We start from the raw sequence: 17,199 nt of genomic DNA, 5'->3' as shown, positions 1-17,199 counted from the left end.
GAGCCGAGCCCATGCTCGGCTGCTCTTTCCCACCAGAAGCAGCCGAGCATGGGCTCGGCCCTCCAAGACCGCGGTCAGCGCAGGAACGGCGGCACTTTCCGTTTCAGCAGCTCCACCAGCACCGGGTCCATGTACTCGTAGTCGTCCGGGATATCCAGGCAGATCACGCGTTTTCCCTTCAGCCACGGTTTGTAGCGGCTGGAGAGGCGGTTGCGGTGGGCGCGCTCCATCACGAACACCAGGTCGGCCCACTGCAGCAGCTCGGGGCTGAGTATCTCCTCGGCGTCGGCGAGAAGGCCAGCCGAGGCGGTCTCGATGCCAGGCCAATCGGCGAACACCTGCTCGGCCGTCGGGCTGCGCAGGCGGTTCTGGCTGCAGAGGAAGAGCACGTTGCGGGTCATGACCGCAGCGTATCGGGGTCGGATCCCTTTTCCAACGGAAAAGGGCTCTGACCCAGCGGGGGCATGGAGCAATTCGCCACCGGTTGATGCTGTGCCGTAGTGGGGTCAGAGCCCTCCCTTCGGGAGGGATCCGACCCCGGCGGTGATCAGATCACCGTCAGGTTGGCATACGCCATCACCAGCCACTTGCTGCCGGCGTCGGCGAACTCGATCTGCACGCGTGCGTGGGCACCGTTGCCTTCGTAGTCGGTCACCATGCCTTCGCCGAACTTGGGATGGTTGACCAGCGCGCCCAGCTTGATCGGCGGCGCTTCGATGGCAGCGTGACCCATCACCCGGCTTGCGCCCATCGAGGCCGGTCGCGAGACCTGCACCTTCGGCCGCACTTCATGCAGCAGCTCGCGCGGAATCTCGCGCAGGAAACGCGACGGCAGGCTGTAGTTGTCCTGGCCATGGATGCGCCGCGATTCGGCGTAGCTCAGCACCAGCTTCTGTCGTGCACGGGTGATGCCGACGTAGGCCAGCCGACGCTCTTCTTCCAGCCGCCCGCTTTCCTCCAGCGACCGTGCGCTGGGGAACAGGCCCTCTTCCACGCCGGCCAGGAACACCAGCGGGAATTCCAGGCCCTTGGCCGAGTGCAGCGTCATCAGCTGCACGCCCTCCTCGCCCGCCTGCGCCTGGCCTTCACCGGCTTCCAGCGCGGCATACGCCAGGAACGCGACCAGCTCGTCCATGTCCTCACCCACTTCCTCGATGTCGTCGGCACGGCGCACGAAGCGCGAGGCCACCGACACCAGTTCGTCGAGGTTGTCGGTACGCGATTCCGAATCCAGCGCGTTGCGGCTTTCCTTGCTCCAGTGCTCGCGCAGCTGCGAACGCACCAGGACATGGTCCACGCGCTCGGCCAGGGTCATCTGCAGGGTCTGCGCCTGCAGTTCATTGACCAGCACCAGGAAGCCGGCCAGCGCGTTGCGGGCCCGCGCCGCCAGTGCGCTGCCCTGGGTCACCAGCATGGTGGCCTCCCACAGCGAGATGCCCTGCGCGCGCGCTTCGCGGCGCACTTCGTCCAGCGTGCGGTCACCGATGCCACGCGTGGGCGTGTTCACCGCGCGCTCGAATGCAGCGTCGTCGTTGCGGTTGGACAACAGGCGCAGGTACGCCAGCGCATCCTTCACTTCGGCGCGCTCGAAGAAGCGCATGCCGCCGTACACGCGGTACGGCACCTGTTCGCTCAGCAGCGCTTCTTCCAGCGCGCGCGACTGCGCGTTGCTGCGGTAGAGCACGGCCACTTCGGTGTAGCTGCCGCCGTCGCGCACCCACTGCCGCGCGCGCTCGACGATGTAGCGCGCCTCGTCCATCTCGTTGTACGCCGCATACAGGTCGATCGGATCGCCGTCACCGCTGTCGGTCCACAGCTGCTTGCCAATGCGGTCCGGGTTGTGCGCGATCACCGCGTTGGCGGCGTTGAGGATGTTGGCGGTGGAACGGTAGTTCTGTTCCAGGCGGATGGTCTGCGCGCCGGGGAAATCGCGCAGGAAGCCCTGCACGTTCTCGACCTTGGCGCCGCGCCAGCCATAGATCGCCTGGTCATCGTCACCGACCACGAACACGTGGCCCTCATGCCCGGCCAGTACACGCACGAAGGCGTACTGGATGGCGTTGGTATCCTGGAATTCGTCCACCAGGATCTCGCGGAACCGTGCGCGGTAATGCGACAGCAACGGCGGATTGTCGCGCAGCAGTTCGTGCGCGCGCAGCAGCAGCTCGGCGAAATCGACCAGGCCGGCACGGTCGCAGCGCGCCTGGTACTCGGCGTAAGCCTGGCGCATGGTTTCCAGCCACGCATCGTTCGGCTCGGGCTGGATGTGCTGCGGGCGGCGGCCCTCATCCTTCTGCGCGTTGATCCACCAGGCAATCTGCTTGGGCGGGTACTTGCCGTCATCCAGCTCCAGCGCCTGTACCACGCGCTTGACCAGCCGCAGCTGGTCGTCCGAATCCATCACCTGGAAGCTTTCGGGTAGCTTGGCGTCCTGCCAGTGCAGGCGCAGCAGGCGGTTGGCCAGGCCGTGGAAGGTGCCGATCCACATGCCGCGGCTGCCATGGGGCAGCTGCGCGTCGATGCGATGGCGCATCTCGCCGGCGGCCTTGTTGGTGAAGGTCACCGCGAAAATGCCGTGGGTCGGCACGCCTTCGACTTCATGCAGCCAGGCAATGCGGTGGGTGAGTACGCGCGTCTTGCCCGACCCGGCACCGGCCAGCACCAGGTGGTGACCGAGGGGAGCGGAGACGGCTTCGCGCTGGGCCGGGTTCAGGCCATCAAGCAAGTGGGAGACATCCATGCCTCCATTTTACGGCATCGACGTCGCAGCTCCTGCGACCATCTGCGCGGCCAGTGCCTGCGCCTGCTGACGCAGTTCAGGCACCGCCAGGCTTTCCCACAGGCTGCCGATGCGCAGGCTGCCGAGTACGCCCAGGCGCGCCTGCGGCTGGCCACCTGCTGCGCACAACCGGTCGCCCGGCACACTGCTGTCCAGGCCCAGCCCATGCGGGCCGGGGCGGGCCAGGCCGTCTGCCTGCAACTGCTGCAGCAAGGGGTTGCGCAGCGCCGCGGCGCGGGTTTCCACGCCCGTGGCATTGACCACCGCACCGATCGTCCACTGCACGTTGCCGCCGCCTGCCTCGCGGCCCGACAGCTGCAGGGCGTCGCCGTCGCGCCACACGCGTTGCAGGCGGGCGCGGTGAACGCGCAGCTGGCCGCTGGCCTGCAGCGCCTGCAACTGCTCGGCCACCGGTTCAGCGATGCGGTGGCGGTGCACATCCCAGTAGCGCACCACGTGGCGCAGGAAGCGGCGCTGGTCGGCGGCGTCCAGGCTGCACCAGAGCGCTTGCCCATGCGGGCGGATGCGGTCCATCACGCCCTGCCAGGGGATGCCATCGGCCTGTGCCTGCCATGCGTGCTGGCGCAGTGCACGCAGGCGCTGGCGCAGGGTCATCGGCAGCAGCTCCTGCGGGTCGAACGTTGGCAGGCCACCGTGTGCATGCGGCAACGGCAGCAGGCCATGGCGCGAGATCACGTGCAGCGGCCCGCTATGGCCTGCGGCCGCCAGCGCCAGTACGGTGTCGGCCATGCTCAGCCCGGAGCCGACGATGGCCAGTGCATGGCCACCGGCCAGCGTGCGCACGCCGTCGTAATCCCAGGCTTCGACCACGTCATCGGCGGGCAGCGCATCGGCGCCGTCCACCGGCAGCGGCCGCATGCTGTTGCCGGTAGCGATCACCGCCTGCGCTGCATGCAGCGTTCGGCCATCGCCCAGCTGCAGCTGGTAACCGTGGTCATCGGCATGCAGCGCCAGCACCGGTTGGGCGATGACCTGCAATCGCGCCGCGCTGGTCGCTTCGGCCTCGCGCAGGCGCTGCTGCAGGTAAGCGGCGAAGTAATGGCGACACACGTAACGTTCGCCCAGCACCTCGCGCGCCTCGCCCGGGTAGGCGTTGGCCGTCTGCAGGAAATCAAGAAAGTCGCCGGGCTGGTCAGGGAAGGCGCTCATCTTCGCCGCCGGCACGTTCAGCAGGTGCTCCGGCCACGGCGTGGCATAGGCGATGCCCTGTGCCAGCTGCGAGGCCGGCTCGAAGATGGCCAGCGCCAGCGGCGCCCGGGCCTGGCGCAACACCTGGATCGCCACCAGCACCCCGGCCGCACCACCACCGATGATCGCCAGGTCCAGTTCGCCATTACGCGGTGAATCAGTCATGCGCCGATTGTAGGCCATCGACCCTGCCCGGCTGGTGCTGGCCTACATCAACGCATCGGCCAGGCGTGCGATACCCTCTCGGCTGCGCAGCCACGCGGGGCGCTTGCGCCACTGCTCCAGGTCCAGCAGGCGCGACTGGCGCAGATAGTCATCCTCGATGGCGGTCAGCTGCGTGACCAGTTGACGGTCGTAACAGATCAGGCCGATTTCGGCATTCAGCGCGAACGAGCGGATATCCATGTTGATCGACCCGAGCACGGCGATGTCCTCGTCCACGCTCATGTGCTTGGCATGCAGGAACTGCGGCTCGTACAGCGCGATCTGCACCCCGCAGCGCAGCAGCTCATCGTAGTAGGCCTCCTGCGCCCACGAGGTCAGCCGCTGGTTGTTGCTGGCCGACAGGATCAGCTTCACCTGCACGCCGGACAGTGCGGCGATGCGCAGTGCACTCAGCGTTGCTTCGTCGGGCACGAAGTACGGCGTCACCATCACCAGCCGGCGCCGGGCAAGATGGATCAGCGCGGCCACCGCGTCGCGTGCGTTGCTGTAGGGATAGGCCGGGCCGCTGGGCAGCAGCTGCGTAGCGATGTCCTCGCTGCACACCGGCACGTCGGCGATGACGTCCAGGCGCTGTCCGGTTTCGATGTACCAGTCGCTGGCGAACACCGCTTCAAGGTGCGCTACCGCCGGCCCGCGCACGCGCGCCACCAGCTCGCGGTTGGGGTGGCCGGCCACGAATTCAGGCCGCGCCAGGTTCTGCGAACCGACGTAGCCCACTTCGTTGTCGATCACCGCGATCTTGCGATGGTTGCGCAGGTCCATGCGCCCGCTGCGGCGCCAGCGCAGGCCGCCGGGCAGCATCGCGCGCACTTCGACGTCACGTGATCGCAGCCGCTTGCTGTACGCACGCAGGCCGCGCTTGGCGCCCACCGCATCCAGCAGCACGCGGCACTGCACGCCACGCGCTGCGGCACGCTGCAGGGCTTCGACGATGGCCTCGCCCACCGTGTCATCGAACATCAGGTAGTACAGCAGGTGCACCCGGTCCTGGGCCTGGTCGATATCGGCGATCAGGGTGTGCAGTGATTCGTCGTAGTCGGTCAGCAGATCGATCGCGTTGCCGTGCACCGGCATGAAATCGCCCTGGCGCTGCACCAGCGGCACCACTTCGGCACTGGCCGAATCGGGCTGCGGCGTCCAGCGCAGCCGGCGCTGCAGCGCCTGTTCCTCGCGGATCACCTGCGAGGCCTCGGCCTGCCTGCGGATGCGCTCGCGCGACAGCCACGGATGGCCAAACAGCAGGTACAGCGGCAGGCCCAGCAGCGGCACGAAGCCGACCAGCAGCAGCCAGCTGCGCGCCGCGCCCGGCGTGGTGCGGGTGGGGATCCAGCACAGCGCCACCAGCCGGATCAGCCAGTCGATCAGCAGCAGATACGAACCCAGCAACCACTCGAACAGCATCAGGCGCGCCCGTCGGGAGGGTGATGGGCCATTCTGCCCAGCGGGGTGGGTGGAGTCGAGCCGCGCCAAGCGTGCCGACCAACGGTCGGCACCCACCGGGGTCGGAACGTGTCGACCGAGGTCGACACCTACCGGGGGCCGGGGGGCCACAAAAAAACCCGCCACGAGGGCGGGTTTCTTCGGAGGCAATCAGCAATCCTTGCGGATTACTTGATCTTGCCTTCCTTGTACGGGACGTGCTTGCGCACGACCGGATCGTACTTGGAGAATTCCATCTTCCCCGGGGTGTTCTTCTTGTTCTTGTCGGTCGTGTAGAAGTGACCGGTACCAGCGGTCGAAATCATACGGACCTTATCGCGCTTGCCTGCCATGATCGTCTACTCCTCAGACCTTTTCGCCGCGCGCACGCAGCTCAGCCAGAACGGAATCGATACCGTTCTTGTCGATGGTGCGCAGTGCATGCGCGGAAACACGAAGCTTCACCCAGCGGTTCTCGCTGGCAACCCAGAAGCGGCGCTCGTGCAGATTCGGCAGGAAACGACGACGGGTCTTGTTGTTGGCGTGCGAGACGTTGTTACCCGTCTGCACTCGCTTGCCGGAAACCTGGCATACGCGGGACATGGCGCACCTCGATAGTAAGTTGTGTCAGCCCGTAGCCCGGGAGACGGCGGCCTCGATGGTTGCCCACCACACGTCAAGAGAATCAAAGGGTTACGCTGGCGTTGGGCGGCCGGGGACGTGCTCCCGGGGGCGCCGCCCGGCACGAAACCGGACACAGCGAGCCGCGCATTATGCACGCAATCAAGGCCTTGCGCAAGTTACCCACAGGGCAAGGCTGAACACGGCGACGGGGGGCCCTTGTAGCGCATAGCCCACGCTCGGCTGGGTCATACGGGGAGAAGCAGCCGGGCGTCGGCTCGGCTCTACAACAGCGACAGGGCCAGCTCAACGCAGGTGCGGCACCACCTGGGCCAGCAGGTGCGCATCCTTCAGTGCGCCATGCAGGCCGCGGGTGCCGGGAATACGCAGGCGCTGCAGCACATCGTCGAGCTTGTTGGGCATGCCCGGCCAACGGTTGCGGGCCAGCTTCAGGCTGCAGGTCACGCGGCAGTGCTGGGCCAGCCCTTCGGCGATGCCGGCCAGGCGCAGCTCGTTGTCGAGGAAGCCGACATCGAAAGTGGCGTTGTGCGCGACCATCTCGCTGCCACCCAGGAACTCCAGCAGCTCGGCGGCCTTGCTCGCGAACAGCGGCTTGCCCACCAGCATCGCATCGCTGATGCCGTGCACGCGCTGCGCGCCCCAGTCCACTTTGCGCTGCGGCTGCAGATAGGTGTGGAACTGGCGGCCGCTGAGCTGCCCATCGATCAGTTCCACCGCCCCGATTTCAATCACCCGGTGGCCCAGACGATGCGAGATGCCGGTGGTTTCGGTATCCAGCGCAACGACGCGGCTCATGCCGCACACCTGTGAGCAGCAACGCGCAGGCAGGAGACAAGGGACGGTAGTGAAGGGAGTGCGGTCATGCGGTGCTGGATCCTGGTGCGCGCGCCCGTGCAGCGTGGGCAGGTGATGCGGGATTGTCCCATGCGGCGCGCCAACGGGTAGGCGGGACGAACACTGCGATACCGGCATACTGCCGTTTCACTGCGGAGGCTCCAATGCGACTGCTGGCCCTCACCTACGGCACCGAAGGCGATACGCGCCCGCTGGTCATGCTCTGCTACGGGCTGATCGCGGCCGGCCACGAGGTCATGCTGTTGGCCGACGGCGGCACTCTGGGCAGCGCGAAAACAATGGGCGTCCCGCACGCCGCGCTGGAAGGCGACATCCACGATGAAGTGGTGGCGCTGGTCTCACGCGGCAACGGCGTGGCCGCCGCCAGCACCGGGCTGGCACGGATGGCGCTGCAGCACGTCGCCGGCTGGATGCGCCAGGCCGATGCTGCAGCCGACGGCTGCGATGCGATCCTGACCGGCGGCCTGGCGGCGTTCGTCGGCATGAGCGTTGGCGAACGTCGTGGTCTTCCGGTGATCGGCGCCGGCATGATTCCGCTGACGCCGACGCGCGCATTCCGCTCGCCCTTCCTGCCACCCGGGCGCTCGCCGGGATGGTTGAACCGGGCCAGCTACGGGCTGGTCAACGGCCTGATCTGGCGGCAGTTCCGTGGCCCGATCAACGCTGCCCGCCAGCACGCCGGGCAGCGGCCACGACGCTCGCTGTGGACCGGCCTGCCGATGCTGTACGGCATCTCGCCGCAGCTGTTGCCGCCGCCTTCGGACTGGCCGGCCGACCACCTCGTGTGCGGCCAGTGGTCGGCACCCGCAGCGCCGTGGCAACCGTCGGCGGAACTGCAGGCCTTCCTCGATGCCGGCCCACCGCCGGTCTACCTGGGCTTCGGCAGCATGACCGGCTTCGACCGCGAACGTGTGCTGCCGGCGCTGTTGTCGGCGCTGGCACCGCGCCGCGTGCTGCTGTTCCCCGGTTGGGTCGGCGTGCCCGACATGGCGTTGCCCGACACGGTACTTGTGATCAGGCCCACCCCGCATGAAGCCTTGCTGCCGCGCTGCGCGCTGGCGATCCACCATGGTGGCAGCGGCACCACGCATTCGGCCTGTCGCGCCGGCATACCGTCGATGGTGATGCCGTTCGCCGCCGACCAGTTCTTCTGGGCCGATCGCCTGCAGCGCCTGGGTGTAGCGCCTGCGCCGCTGTCACCGAAACGGTTGCAGCCGCAGGCGTTGGCCGATGCACTGGCGTTCGCCGAGCAGGCGGATACGCGCGTGCGTGCAGCCGCGCTGGGCGCTGCAATGGCGAACGAGGACGGAGTGGCATGCGGCGTGGCGGCGATCGAGCGGTGGCTCAGCCCAACGTCTCCACCACCCAATCAATGAACACCCGCAGCCGCTGGCTCATGTGCCGGTTCGGCGGGAACATCACGTGCATCGGCATCGGCGGCAGCTGCCAATCCTGCAGCACCGGCAGCAGCTCACCGCGCGCCACGTGCGGTTCGGCCATGTAGCTGGGCAACGCGACCACGCCGAGGCCGGCCAGACCCGCTGCCAGATAGGCGTTGCCATCATCGAAGCCGATGGAATAACGCCCCTGCACCTCGATGCGCTCGGCGCCGCGCTTCGCGCTGAACACGCGGGCGCGGCCACTGCGCGGGCTGAGGAAACCGACCGTGTGATGGTCCGGCCCTTGCAGCGCGCGCGGGTGGTCCGGCGCACCGAACTGCTGCACATAGCCTGGGCTGGCATGGAAGCCGATCGGCAGGCTCGCCAGCGGACGCGCCACCAACGCCGGGTCGGCCGGGGTGCCACCGCGGATCACGCAGTCGACGTTGTCGGCGATCACATCGACCTCGCGGTCGCTGACCCCCACCTCCAGCTGGATCTCCGGATAGCGCGCCTGGAAACCGGGCAGCGCCGGCACCAGCCGCAGCCGCGCGTACGGTCCGGGCAAATCGATGCGCAGGCGACCGCGCGGTTGTGCGGCAGCATCGCCCAGGCCGCCCTCCACCTCTTCCAGCTCGGCCAGCAACCGCACGATGCGCGGGTAATAGGCCGCGCCATCGGCGGTGACACTGACCCGGCGCGTGGTGCGGTTGAGCAGCCGCAACCGCAGATGCGCCTCCAGCTGCTGTACCAGCTGGGTGACCGTGGTGCGGCTGAGCTGCAGGGTGTGCGCGGCGCGGGTGAAGCTGCCGGTCTCCACCACCCGGGCGAAGGCCCGCATCGCCTCGAAGCGGTCCATGTCAGCGGCCCTGATTGTTTGGAATTACCAATCAATCTAGGCGCATCATCGCGGTTTATCCAGACAGCGGCTGCGGGGAGGATGGTCTCCTCCCGTCTGGAATCCGTCTTATGTCCCACCGTGATGTCGTCTTTCCCGCCGGCCGGCAGGCGCTGTACGAGCGCAATCGCTACTCACCGGCGATCCGGTCCAATGGCTTCCTGTTCGTCTCCGGCCAGGTCGGCAGCCGCGAGGACGGCTCGCCCGAGCCCGACTTCGAGACCCAGGTGCGCCGCGCCTTCGACAATCTCAACGCCGTGCTGGCCGCGGCTGGCTGCACGTTCGACGACGTGATCGACGTGACCGTGTTCCTGGTCGACCCGGAAACCAACTTCGAAAAGGCCTGGGCGATCGTGCCGGAGTACTGGGGTGAAGCGCCGCACCAGACCCTGACCGGCATCGGCGTGACCTGGCTGTATGGGTTCCAGTTCGAGATCAAGGTGATCGCGAAGCTGCCGTGACACGGGTAGTGCCGGCCGCTGGCCGGCAACGACGGGCGTTGACCTGCGCTCGCCTGTTCCCACGTCGTCGGGCGAGTCAGATCGGCTTGATTCGCGGCCACTCCACATCCGCGGTATCAACAAATTCGACGTCGCTGAGACTATCGCCGACGTAAGCACGAAAGTCCTCCGAGCAGATCAAGGTGTTGCTGGAGCCTTCCATGTTCTTAAGCCGGAACAAGTGTTCTTTGAAGGAGCTTTTCACGCGCAGCTTCTTGATCCTGCGAGACTCTCCATACTTGCTATACGCCATCTGGTTTTCCTCAGAGGCGACGGAGGAGAGGCTGGTCTCATGGAAGATGATGGCACTGTACTCACTCTTTGAAGTCGTCCATCCCTTCTCTGAAACATGAGGAATGCCCCTGAAGTCGATCATCCTGGCATCAAATTTCAGGCAGGCTGCCATGAACTTCTGGCTTGCAATGTAAATGTGCGAGGTAATGCGGACGATGTCGTGGGAATGACTCGCCTCAGGGCCAACCAGCACCATGGTGTCTGTGAAGACCCGTGCCGTGTCAGTTCTGGCCCTGGCGTACCAAGGGAATCGGCCATGGGAAACAGCAGGATGGAAAGGATGAAACCTGTCGTGAAGCTGAGCGTCCAGATAGTACGAGGGGCATCCTGGCGGATTTGCCTGGGATAGCGCGTAGTAGTTCATCGAGTCGATTCTCTGGGCTTCTGCGGCGTGTTGCCGGAATTTTCCCGGCCCCGACCTTTCCCACCAAGAGCCAATTCCGACAAGCAGGCGCTGGTGCGCATGGCTTGGAGCCGGTGCGATCTGCCAGGCAACGTCCGCCTCCCGACCCTGACCGGCATTGGCGTGATCTGGCTGTATGGGTTCCAGTTCGAGATCAAGGTGATCGCGAAGCTGCCTGCAGACCGGTAGTGCCAGCCGCTGGCCGGCAATGTGTCGGGGGTCAAAAAGCGTGTCGACCAAGGTCGACACCTACCGGGGCGGCTGGTCGCACGAAAGCAGCCGAGCATGGGCTCGGCTCTACAGAAGCGCATCCCGGTGTCCCACCCCACGGACCGAAAGGCGAGCCGACCAAGGTCGACACCTACCAGAGCAGACGTGCGCGGCGTAGCTGAACGGGAGATTCCGACGAATTCCCGAAGCGGCCGTTGATATTGTATCCGGCGAAAACCGCTTGCTAGCCTGCCCTCCATGCGCTGGATCACCCGCCACCTCCGTTCGACCCTGCTGATGCTGCTGATGGCGGCATTCGTGGTCGTGCCGGTGGCCGACGCGCTGGCCTGCACGGTGGAACCGCACGCCAGCACGGTGCATGTGGAGTCCGCACCGGAGTCCGATGGCGATACCGACGGCAAGCATGTCGGCGCCTGTGGCCACAACCACTGCCACCACTCCAACCTGAGCCTGCCGGCGAGCACCTTCGCCGCCTTTGGCACGCCGCAACCGGCGCGCTGGATGAATGCAGGCGACGCGGCGACCTATGCGGTCGCCCAGGACGAACTGGCACGTCCCCCCCGGGCGTGAGTTGAGCGCGTCCCGCAATCGCGGGCTCCCGTTTCACTCACAACCGGAATCCCCCTATGTCGATCCTGACACGTCGGTCGCCGCGCGCGGCCGGGCTGGTCGTCGCCGTGCTGCTGGGCCTGATCCCCGCCGCACAGGTCGCCGCACAAGCCGCACCTTCGTACGACACCCTGCTTGAACGTCTCGACCAGCTGCCCGGCGCCCGCGTCGGCGCGGCATTGGCCGAGGCGGCCGACGCCCGCGCCGACCAGGCCCGGGCGCTGCCCAATCCCTCCCTTTCCTGGTCCGCCGAAAACGCCTGGGGCACGGGCTCCTACGGCGGCATGGGCAGGGCGGACACCGTGCTTACCCTGTCCCAGCCTTTGGAGGTCTGGGGCCAGCGTGGCGCGCGCGTCCGCGCCGCCCGCGCCGAGGCACAGGCCGCTGCCCTGCGTGGTTCGCAGAGCCGCAGCGATGTCGCCAGCCAGCTGGCGGCGATCTACGCACAGGCGGAAAGCGCCCTGCGTCGTTACACCCTGGCCGACGAAGCGCTGACCCTCACCCGCGACGATGCGGCGGCGGTCACCGCCATGGTCAAGCATGGCCGCGAGCCGCAGTTGCGCGCCGTGCAGGCACAAAGCGAAGTGGCCAATGCCAGCGCCGCGCTGGATGAGGCGCAGGCCTTCCGCGATGCCGCACTGGCCCGCCTGGCTGGTGCGGCCCTGCTGGATGCACCGGTGCAGACCATCGACGACAGCCTGCTCGACCGCGCACCGCCGGCACCGCGCGGCGCCACCGATGTGGCACTGGCCGTGCGCGTCGCCGAAGCCGAGGTGGACGCAGCCGGTCGCCTGGTCGATGTGGAGCGCAAGCGTGCCCTGCCCGACCTCAGCGTCACGGCCGCGCAGACGCGTTTCCGCGAGGACCGCGAGCAGGCCTACACGCTCGGCGTCAGCCTCTCGATCCCGTTGTTCGACCGCAACCGTGGTGGCATCCGCGCCGCCAGTGCCGAACAGCGCGCGGCCGAGGCGCGGCTGGACCAGCAGCGCCGTGACAGCGAAGCGGAACGGTTGTCGGCGGTGGCGGGCCTGAAGGCCGCCGGCAGCCGCACCCGCGCGGCCGACGAAAGCGTGGTCGCCGCCGAAGAAGCCTATCGCCTGGCCCGTGTCGGCTTCGACGCCGGACGCATCTCGCAGCTGGAACTGCGCAGCACCCGCAGTGCCCTCATCGCCGCCCGCGGCACCGCTGTGGACGCGCGTCTGTCGCGTGTCGGCGCGGAAATCGATCTCGCCCGCCTCGAAGGGCGCGCACCTTTTGTGGAGGCCCGATGAACCTGTCCCGCTCTTTCCCCCTGGTGGGTGGTCTGCTGCTGACCGTAGTGCTGGCCGGCTGCTCCGGCAACGCACAGACCCCGGACGCATCGGATACCGCCAGCAAGGCAGCGGCCGACGACGGCCATGGTCATGCCGCTGACAGCACCGAAGCCAAGGCCGAAACACGCAAGGTGCCCGACGCCGACGAAGGCGTGGTGCAACTGACGCCCGAGCAGATCAAGGCCTCCGGCATCGACGTGGTTGCCGTCGGCCGCGGCGGCGGCGGTTCGACGCGGCTGTCCGGCCGGGTGGAGCCATCGATCGGTGCGCGTGCATCGGTCGCCTCCACCGTGACCGGGCGCGTGGAGCGCGTGCTGGTGGCACCGGGCACGGCGGTGAAGCAGAACCAGGCGCTGGCGATCGTGGTCAGCGGCGAGGCGGCGGTGTTCCGTGCCAATGCGGTTGCCGCCGCCGCGGAAGCCGAGGCGGCGCGCCTGGCCCATGGCCGCGACAAGGCGCTGGTCGAACAGGGCGTGGTCGCCCGTCAGGAACTGGAAACCTCACGCGCGCGCTCGCTGGCGGCACAGGCGCAGGCCGCGGCCGCACAGGCACAGGCCGCCGCCAACGGTTCACCCGACAGCAGCGGCCGCGTGCGCATCACCAGCCCGGTGGCCGGCATCGTCGGCAACGTGCAGGTCACGCCCGGTGGCGTGGTGGCGGCCGGCAGCCCGGTGGCCGACGTCGCCGATCCGTCGATGAACGAACTGGTGTTCACCGCACCGCCAGCGCTGGCCGCACAGGTCAGCCCGGGCATGACGCTGGAAGTGACCGTGCCGGGCGGCAGCTTCAGTGCCACCGTCACCGGTTCTGCCGCCGATGTGCGCCAGCAGGGTGGCGTGGCGGTGATCCGTGCCACGCCGGTCAATGCCGCATTGCCGCCCGCCGGTTCGCCGGTGTCGGCGGTGGTGGTCACCGACGGCAAGGATGGGGCGTTGAGCGTGCCAGCCGATGCAGTGCAGAACGTGGATGGCAGCAGCGCGGTGTTCGTCGCCGTCGAGGGCGGCTTCAAGGTGCAACCGGTGCTGGCCGGCCGACGCGCCGGCGACCGCATCGAGATCCTCGGTGGCCTGAGCGGCAGCGAACGCATCGTCGGCGCCAACGCGTTCCTGCTCAAGGCCGAACTGGCCAAGGGCGAAGCCGAGCACGGGCACTGAGGACCTTCCATGTTCAAGCTCATCATTGAAACCGCGGTACGCCACCGCTGGCTGGTCGTGGCCCTGGCTGCACTCGTTGCCGCCGTGGGCCTGTTCCAGCTCGGCAAGCTGCCGATCGATGCGGTACCGGACATCACCAACCGCCAGGTGCAGATCAACACCGTGGCACCGGCACTGACGCCCGAGCAGATCGAGCGGCAGGTGACCTATCCGCTGGAAACCGCGCTGGCCGGCATCCCCGGCCTGACCACCACCCGTTCGCTGTCGCGCAATGGCTTCTCGCAGGTCACCGCGATCTTCACCGATGCCACCGACATCTACTTCGCCCGCCAGCAGGTGGCCGAACGCATGCGCGAAGCCGCCGAAGACCTGCCTGATGGTGCGTCGCCGATGCTGTCGCCGGTCACCACCGGCCTCGGCGAGGTGTTGATGTGGACGGTGGACTTCACCGCGTTCGACCCTGCGAAGCTGGCCAAGCCGGGCGAAGCAGGCTGGCAGGCCGGTGAGGTCTACCGCACGCCGGAAGGCAATCTGCTGCGCACGCCGGAAGAACGCGCCACCTACCTGCGCACCGTGCAGGACTGGATCATCGCGCCGCAGATGCGTTCCAGCCCCGGACTGGCGGGCGTGGACACCGTCGGTGGCTACGTGAAGGAATACGGCGTGCATCCGGACAGCGCGCGCTTGGCCGCGCATGGCCTGGGCCTGGCCGATCTGGTGACGGCCCTGCAGCGCTCCAACGTGCAGGCCGGTGCCGGCTTCGTGCAGCGTGCCGGCGAAGGTCTGGTGGTGCGTGCCGACGGTCTGGCACTGACCACCGACGATCTGGCACAGGCGCCGGTGTCCACCCGCAACGGCGTGGTGGTGCGGGTGGCCGATGTGGCCGAGGTCGAACTGAGCCGCGCACCGCGCCTGGGTGCGGCCAGCCGCAACGGCCATGAAGCCGTGCTGGGTACCGCGCTGATGATCGCCGGTGGCAACAGCCGCACCGTGGCCCAGGCCGCCGCCGCGCGCCTGGAACAGGTGAACAAATCGCTGCCGGCCAACATCGTGGCAGCGCCGGTGCTGGACCGCAGCGTGCTGGTCAATTCCACCATCAAGACCGTGGCCAAGAACCTCACCGAGGGCGCGCTGCTGGTGGTGGTGGTGCTGTTCCTGCTGCTCGGCAACCTGCGCGCGGCGGCGATCACCGCACTGGTGATCCCGCTGTCGTTCCTGTTCGCAGTGATCGGCATGAACCGCTTCGGCATCAGCGGCAACCTGATGAGCCTGGGTGCGCTGGACTTCGGCATTCTGGTGGACGGCGCGGTGATCGTGATCGAATCAACGCTGCTGATGCTGGGCCAGCGTCGTGCCGAACTGGGCCGCGCGTTGACCACGATGGAACGCCTGCGTGTCGCGGCTGATTCGGCGCGCAAAATGGCACGACCGGCAGCGTTCGGCCAGCTGATCATCCTGCTGGTGTTCGCGCCGATCCTCACTCTGGAAGGCGTGGAGGGCAAGACGTTCCACCCGATGGCGGCGACCTTCATGCTGGCGCTGGTGGGTGCCTTCATCTTCTCCTTCACCTTCGTGCCGGCGATGGCCGCACTGCTGGTGCGCGAGCCGAAGCTGAAGGACGGCGAGGCGCACCGCGATGATGGCGAGCACGAAACGAAGCTGATCCGCGTGCTGCGTGGGCGCATCGAGCCGATCATCCGCCAGGCCGTCGCGCGGCCACGGTCGGTGGTGGCGGGTGCGGGCCTGATGCTGCTGGTGGGTATTGGTTCGTTCGGCCTGCTCGGCCGCGAGTTCATGCCTACCCTGGATGAAGGCAACGTGGCGATGCAGGCACTGCGCGTGCCGTCGACCTCGCTGGAGCAGTCGCTGGCGATGCAGCTGGCGCTGGAAAAGGCGATTGCCCAGCAACCGGAAGTGGAAACGGTGTTCTCGCGTACCGGTACCGCTGAAGCGGCGATCGACCCGATGCCGACCAACATTTCCGACAGTGTGATCGTGCTCAAGCCACGCGCGGACTGGCCCGACCCGAAGCTGGGCAAGGAAGCACTGGTGGCCCGCTTCGAAAAGCTGGCCGGCCAGCAGCTGGGCAACAGCTTCGAATTCAGCCAGCCGATCGAGCTGCGCTTCAACGAGCTGATTTCCGGCGTGCGGACCGATCTGGCGGTGATGATCTTCGGCGATGACTTCAGCCAGTTGCAGAAGGTGGCCGACCAGGTGGCGCTGAAACTGCGCGCGGTGGAGGGTGCGGCCGATGTGCGGGTGGAGCAGATTTCCGGCCTGCCCACGCTCAACGTCAAGATCGACCATGTGGCAGCGGCGCAGTACGGATTGACCGCCGCGGACGTCAGCGATGCGCTGTCTACCGGCATCGGCGGCACGGCGGCGGGCAAGATCTTCGAGGGCGACCGTCGCTTCGATGTAGTTGTGCGGCTGGACGACAGCGCACGCAACGACCCGGATCAGCTGGCCTCGCTGCCGATCGCCACGCCGGCCGGCGTGGTGATTCCGCTGTCCTCGGTCGCGCGCATCAGCGTCAGCGAAGGGCCGAACCAGATCAGCCGCAACAACGGCAGCCGCCGGGTGGTGGTGCAGGCCAACGTGCGTGGCCGCGATCTCGGCGGCTTCGTTGGTGAGGCGCAGACCGCCGTCGCCGAGGTGGCGCTGCCGCCCGGTGCGCACCTGACCTGGGGTGGCCAGTTCGAGAACCTGCAGCGCGCGGAAAAGCGCCTGGCCACAGTGGTGCCGGTGGTGTTCCTGCTGATCGGCAGCCTGCTGTTCATGGCCCTGCGCAGCGGCAAGGAAGCGGTACTGGTGTTCAGCTGCGTGCCGCTGGCGCTGGTCGGCGGCATCCTCGCCCTGCTGCTGCGCGGCATGCCGTTCTCGGTGTCGGCAGCGGTGGGCTTCATCGCGGTGTCCGGCGTGGCCACGCTCAATGGCCTGGTGCTGATGCAGGCGATCCGCGAGCGCCTGGACGCCGGTGACGTGCCGATGATGGCCGCGATCAATGGTGCGTCCAGCCGTATCCGCGCGGTGCTGACCACCGCGCTGGTGGCCATCGTCGGCTTCATTCCGATGGCGATCGCCAGTGGTTCCGGTGCGGAAGTGCAGAAGCCGCTGGCGACGGTGGTGATCGGTGGCTTGATCACCGCCACGGTGCTGACCCTGCTGGTGCTGCCGACCTTTGCCGCGCGCGTGGCGAAGGTGCGGACGGTGGGGTGAGGTTGGGGGGGGGGCGGAGCCCTTTCCGTGGGAAAGGGATCCGACCCCGCGCCCGGGTCGGATCCCCGCC

15 protein-coding genes and 1 pseudogene are annotated in these 17,199 nt (G+C 67.7%); 7 read left to right on the top strand and 9 right to left on the bottom strand.

The window, feature by feature from the left end; translation table 11 throughout:
- Positions 1-74: 74 nt before the first annotated feature.
- The 7 genes from ACFX4F_RS18675 to dnaQ all read right to left on the bottom strand — a co-directional run bounded on the left by ACFX4F_RS18675 (position 75) and on the right by dnaQ (position 7,069).
- The gene (locus tag ACFX4F_RS18675) at positions 75-401 is read right to left on the bottom strand and encodes a low molecular weight protein tyrosine phosphatase family protein (protein WP_346558895.1); all 327 of its coding nucleotides are present in this window, start codon (positions 399-401) and stop codon (positions 75-77) included.
- A 146-nt stretch (positions 402-547) separates the two neighbouring features.
- Complete coding sequence (gene uvrD, locus ACFX4F_RS18670; RefSeq protein WP_099819910.1) at positions 548-2,740, bottom strand: DNA helicase II; 2,193 nt, start codon at positions 2,738-2,740, stop codon at positions 548-550.
- Positions 2,741-2,749: 9 nt separating this feature from the next.
- Positions 2,750-4,171 carry an FAD/NAD(P)-binding protein gene (locus ACFX4F_RS18665; protein ID WP_380657743.1) on the bottom strand — a complete coding sequence of 474 codons (1,422 nt, stop codon included), beginning with the start codon at positions 4,169-4,171 and terminating at the stop codon, positions 2,750-2,752.
- 24 nt (positions 4,172-4,195) lie between these two features.
- A complete protein-coding gene (gene cls / locus ACFX4F_RS18660) occupies positions 4,196-5,614 on the bottom strand; it encodes a cardiolipin synthase (RefSeq protein ID WP_380657741.1) in 1,419 nt (472 codons plus the stop codon).
- 206 nt (positions 5,615-5,820) lie between these two features.
- Positions 5,821-5,988, bottom strand: coding sequence for a 50S ribosomal protein L33 (gene rpmG / locus ACFX4F_RS18655; RefSeq protein WP_170272460.1), 168 nt, complete (start codon positions 5,986-5,988; stop codon positions 5,821-5,823).
- A gap of 10 nt (positions 5,989-5,998) precedes the next feature.
- Positions 5,999-6,235 carry a 50S ribosomal protein L28 gene (gene rpmB, locus ACFX4F_RS18650; RefSeq protein WP_005411638.1) on the bottom strand — a complete coding sequence of 79 codons (237 nt, stop codon included), beginning with the start codon at positions 6,233-6,235 and terminating at the stop codon, positions 5,999-6,001.
- A gap of 324 nt (positions 6,236-6,559) precedes the next feature.
- A complete protein-coding gene (dnaQ, locus tag ACFX4F_RS18645; RefSeq protein ID WP_099819913.1) occupies positions 6,560-7,069 on the bottom strand; it encodes a DNA polymerase III subunit epsilon in 510 nt (169 codons plus the stop codon).
- 203 nt (positions 7,070-7,272) lie between these two features.
- Here dnaQ and ACFX4F_RS18640 point away from each other — a divergent pair, with 203 nt between their 5' ends.
- Complete coding sequence (locus ACFX4F_RS18640) at positions 7,273-8,505, top strand: nucleotide disphospho-sugar-binding domain-containing protein (protein WP_380657738.1); 1,233 nt, start codon at positions 7,273-7,275, stop codon at positions 8,503-8,505.
- Here ACFX4F_RS18640 and ACFX4F_RS18635 read toward each other — a convergent pair.
- Positions 8,474-9,367: a LysR family transcriptional regulator gene (locus ACFX4F_RS18635; protein WP_380657736.1), complete on the bottom strand. Its 894-nt coding sequence runs from the start codon at positions 9,365-9,367 to the stop codon at positions 8,474-8,476. The genes ACFX4F_RS18640 and ACFX4F_RS18635 overlap by 32 nt on opposite strands.
- A gap of 110 nt (positions 9,368-9,477) precedes the next feature.
- Here ACFX4F_RS18635 and ACFX4F_RS18630 point away from each other — a divergent pair, with 110 nt between their 5' ends.
- The gene (locus ACFX4F_RS18630; protein WP_380657734.1) at positions 9,478-9,867 is read left to right on the top strand and encodes a RidA family protein; all 390 of its coding nucleotides are present in this window, start codon (positions 9,478-9,480) and stop codon (positions 9,865-9,867) included.
- Positions 9,868-9,943: 76 nt separating this feature from the next.
- On the opposite strand, the gene ACFX4F_RS18625 is transcribed toward ACFX4F_RS18630, so the two are convergent.
- Positions 9,944-10,564, bottom strand: coding sequence for a hypothetical protein (locus ACFX4F_RS18625; RefSeq protein WP_141134233.1), 621 nt, complete (start codon positions 10,562-10,564; stop codon positions 9,944-9,946).
- Between the two features lie 126 nt (positions 10,565-10,690).
- Here ACFX4F_RS18625 and ACFX4F_RS18620 point away from each other — a divergent pair.
- The 5 genes and pseudogenes from ACFX4F_RS18620 to ACFX4F_RS18600 all read left to right on the top strand — a co-directional run.
- A pseudogene (locus ACFX4F_RS18620) lies at positions 10,691-10,792 on the top strand (RidA family protein); the annotation flags it as partial.
- Between the two features lie 279 nt (positions 10,793-11,071).
- Positions 11,072-11,404 carry a hypothetical protein gene (locus ACFX4F_RS18615; protein WP_380657732.1) on the top strand — a complete coding sequence of 111 codons (333 nt, stop codon included), beginning with the start codon at positions 11,072-11,074 and terminating at the stop codon, positions 11,402-11,404.
- A gap of 56 nt (positions 11,405-11,460) precedes the next feature.
- Positions 11,461-12,714: a TolC family protein gene (locus tag ACFX4F_RS18610; RefSeq protein WP_375068767.1), complete on the top strand. Its 1,254-nt coding sequence runs from the start codon at positions 11,461-11,463 to the stop codon at positions 12,712-12,714.
- On the top strand, positions 12,711-13,910 hold the full coding sequence (locus ACFX4F_RS18605; protein WP_380657730.1) for an efflux RND transporter periplasmic adaptor subunit: 1,200 nt from the start codon (positions 12,711-12,713) through the stop codon (positions 13,908-13,910). The genes ACFX4F_RS18610 and ACFX4F_RS18605 overlap by 4 nt, the downstream gene beginning before the upstream one ends.
- Before the next feature lie 9 nt (positions 13,911-13,919).
- Entirely contained in the window at positions 13,920-17,129 is a 3,210-nt protein-coding gene (locus ACFX4F_RS18600; protein ID WP_380657728.1) for an efflux RND transporter permease subunit, read from the top strand.
- Positions 17,130-17,199: the final 70 nt, after the last annotated feature.

The organism is Stenotrophomonas sp. YIM B13575, from assembly GCF_042787595.1.
Classification (GTDB): Bacteria; Pseudomonadota; Gammaproteobacteria; order Xanthomonadales; family Xanthomonadaceae; genus Stenotrophomonas; species Stenotrophomonas lactitubi_B.
This window is presented reverse-complemented; position numbering and strand designations above follow the sequence as displayed.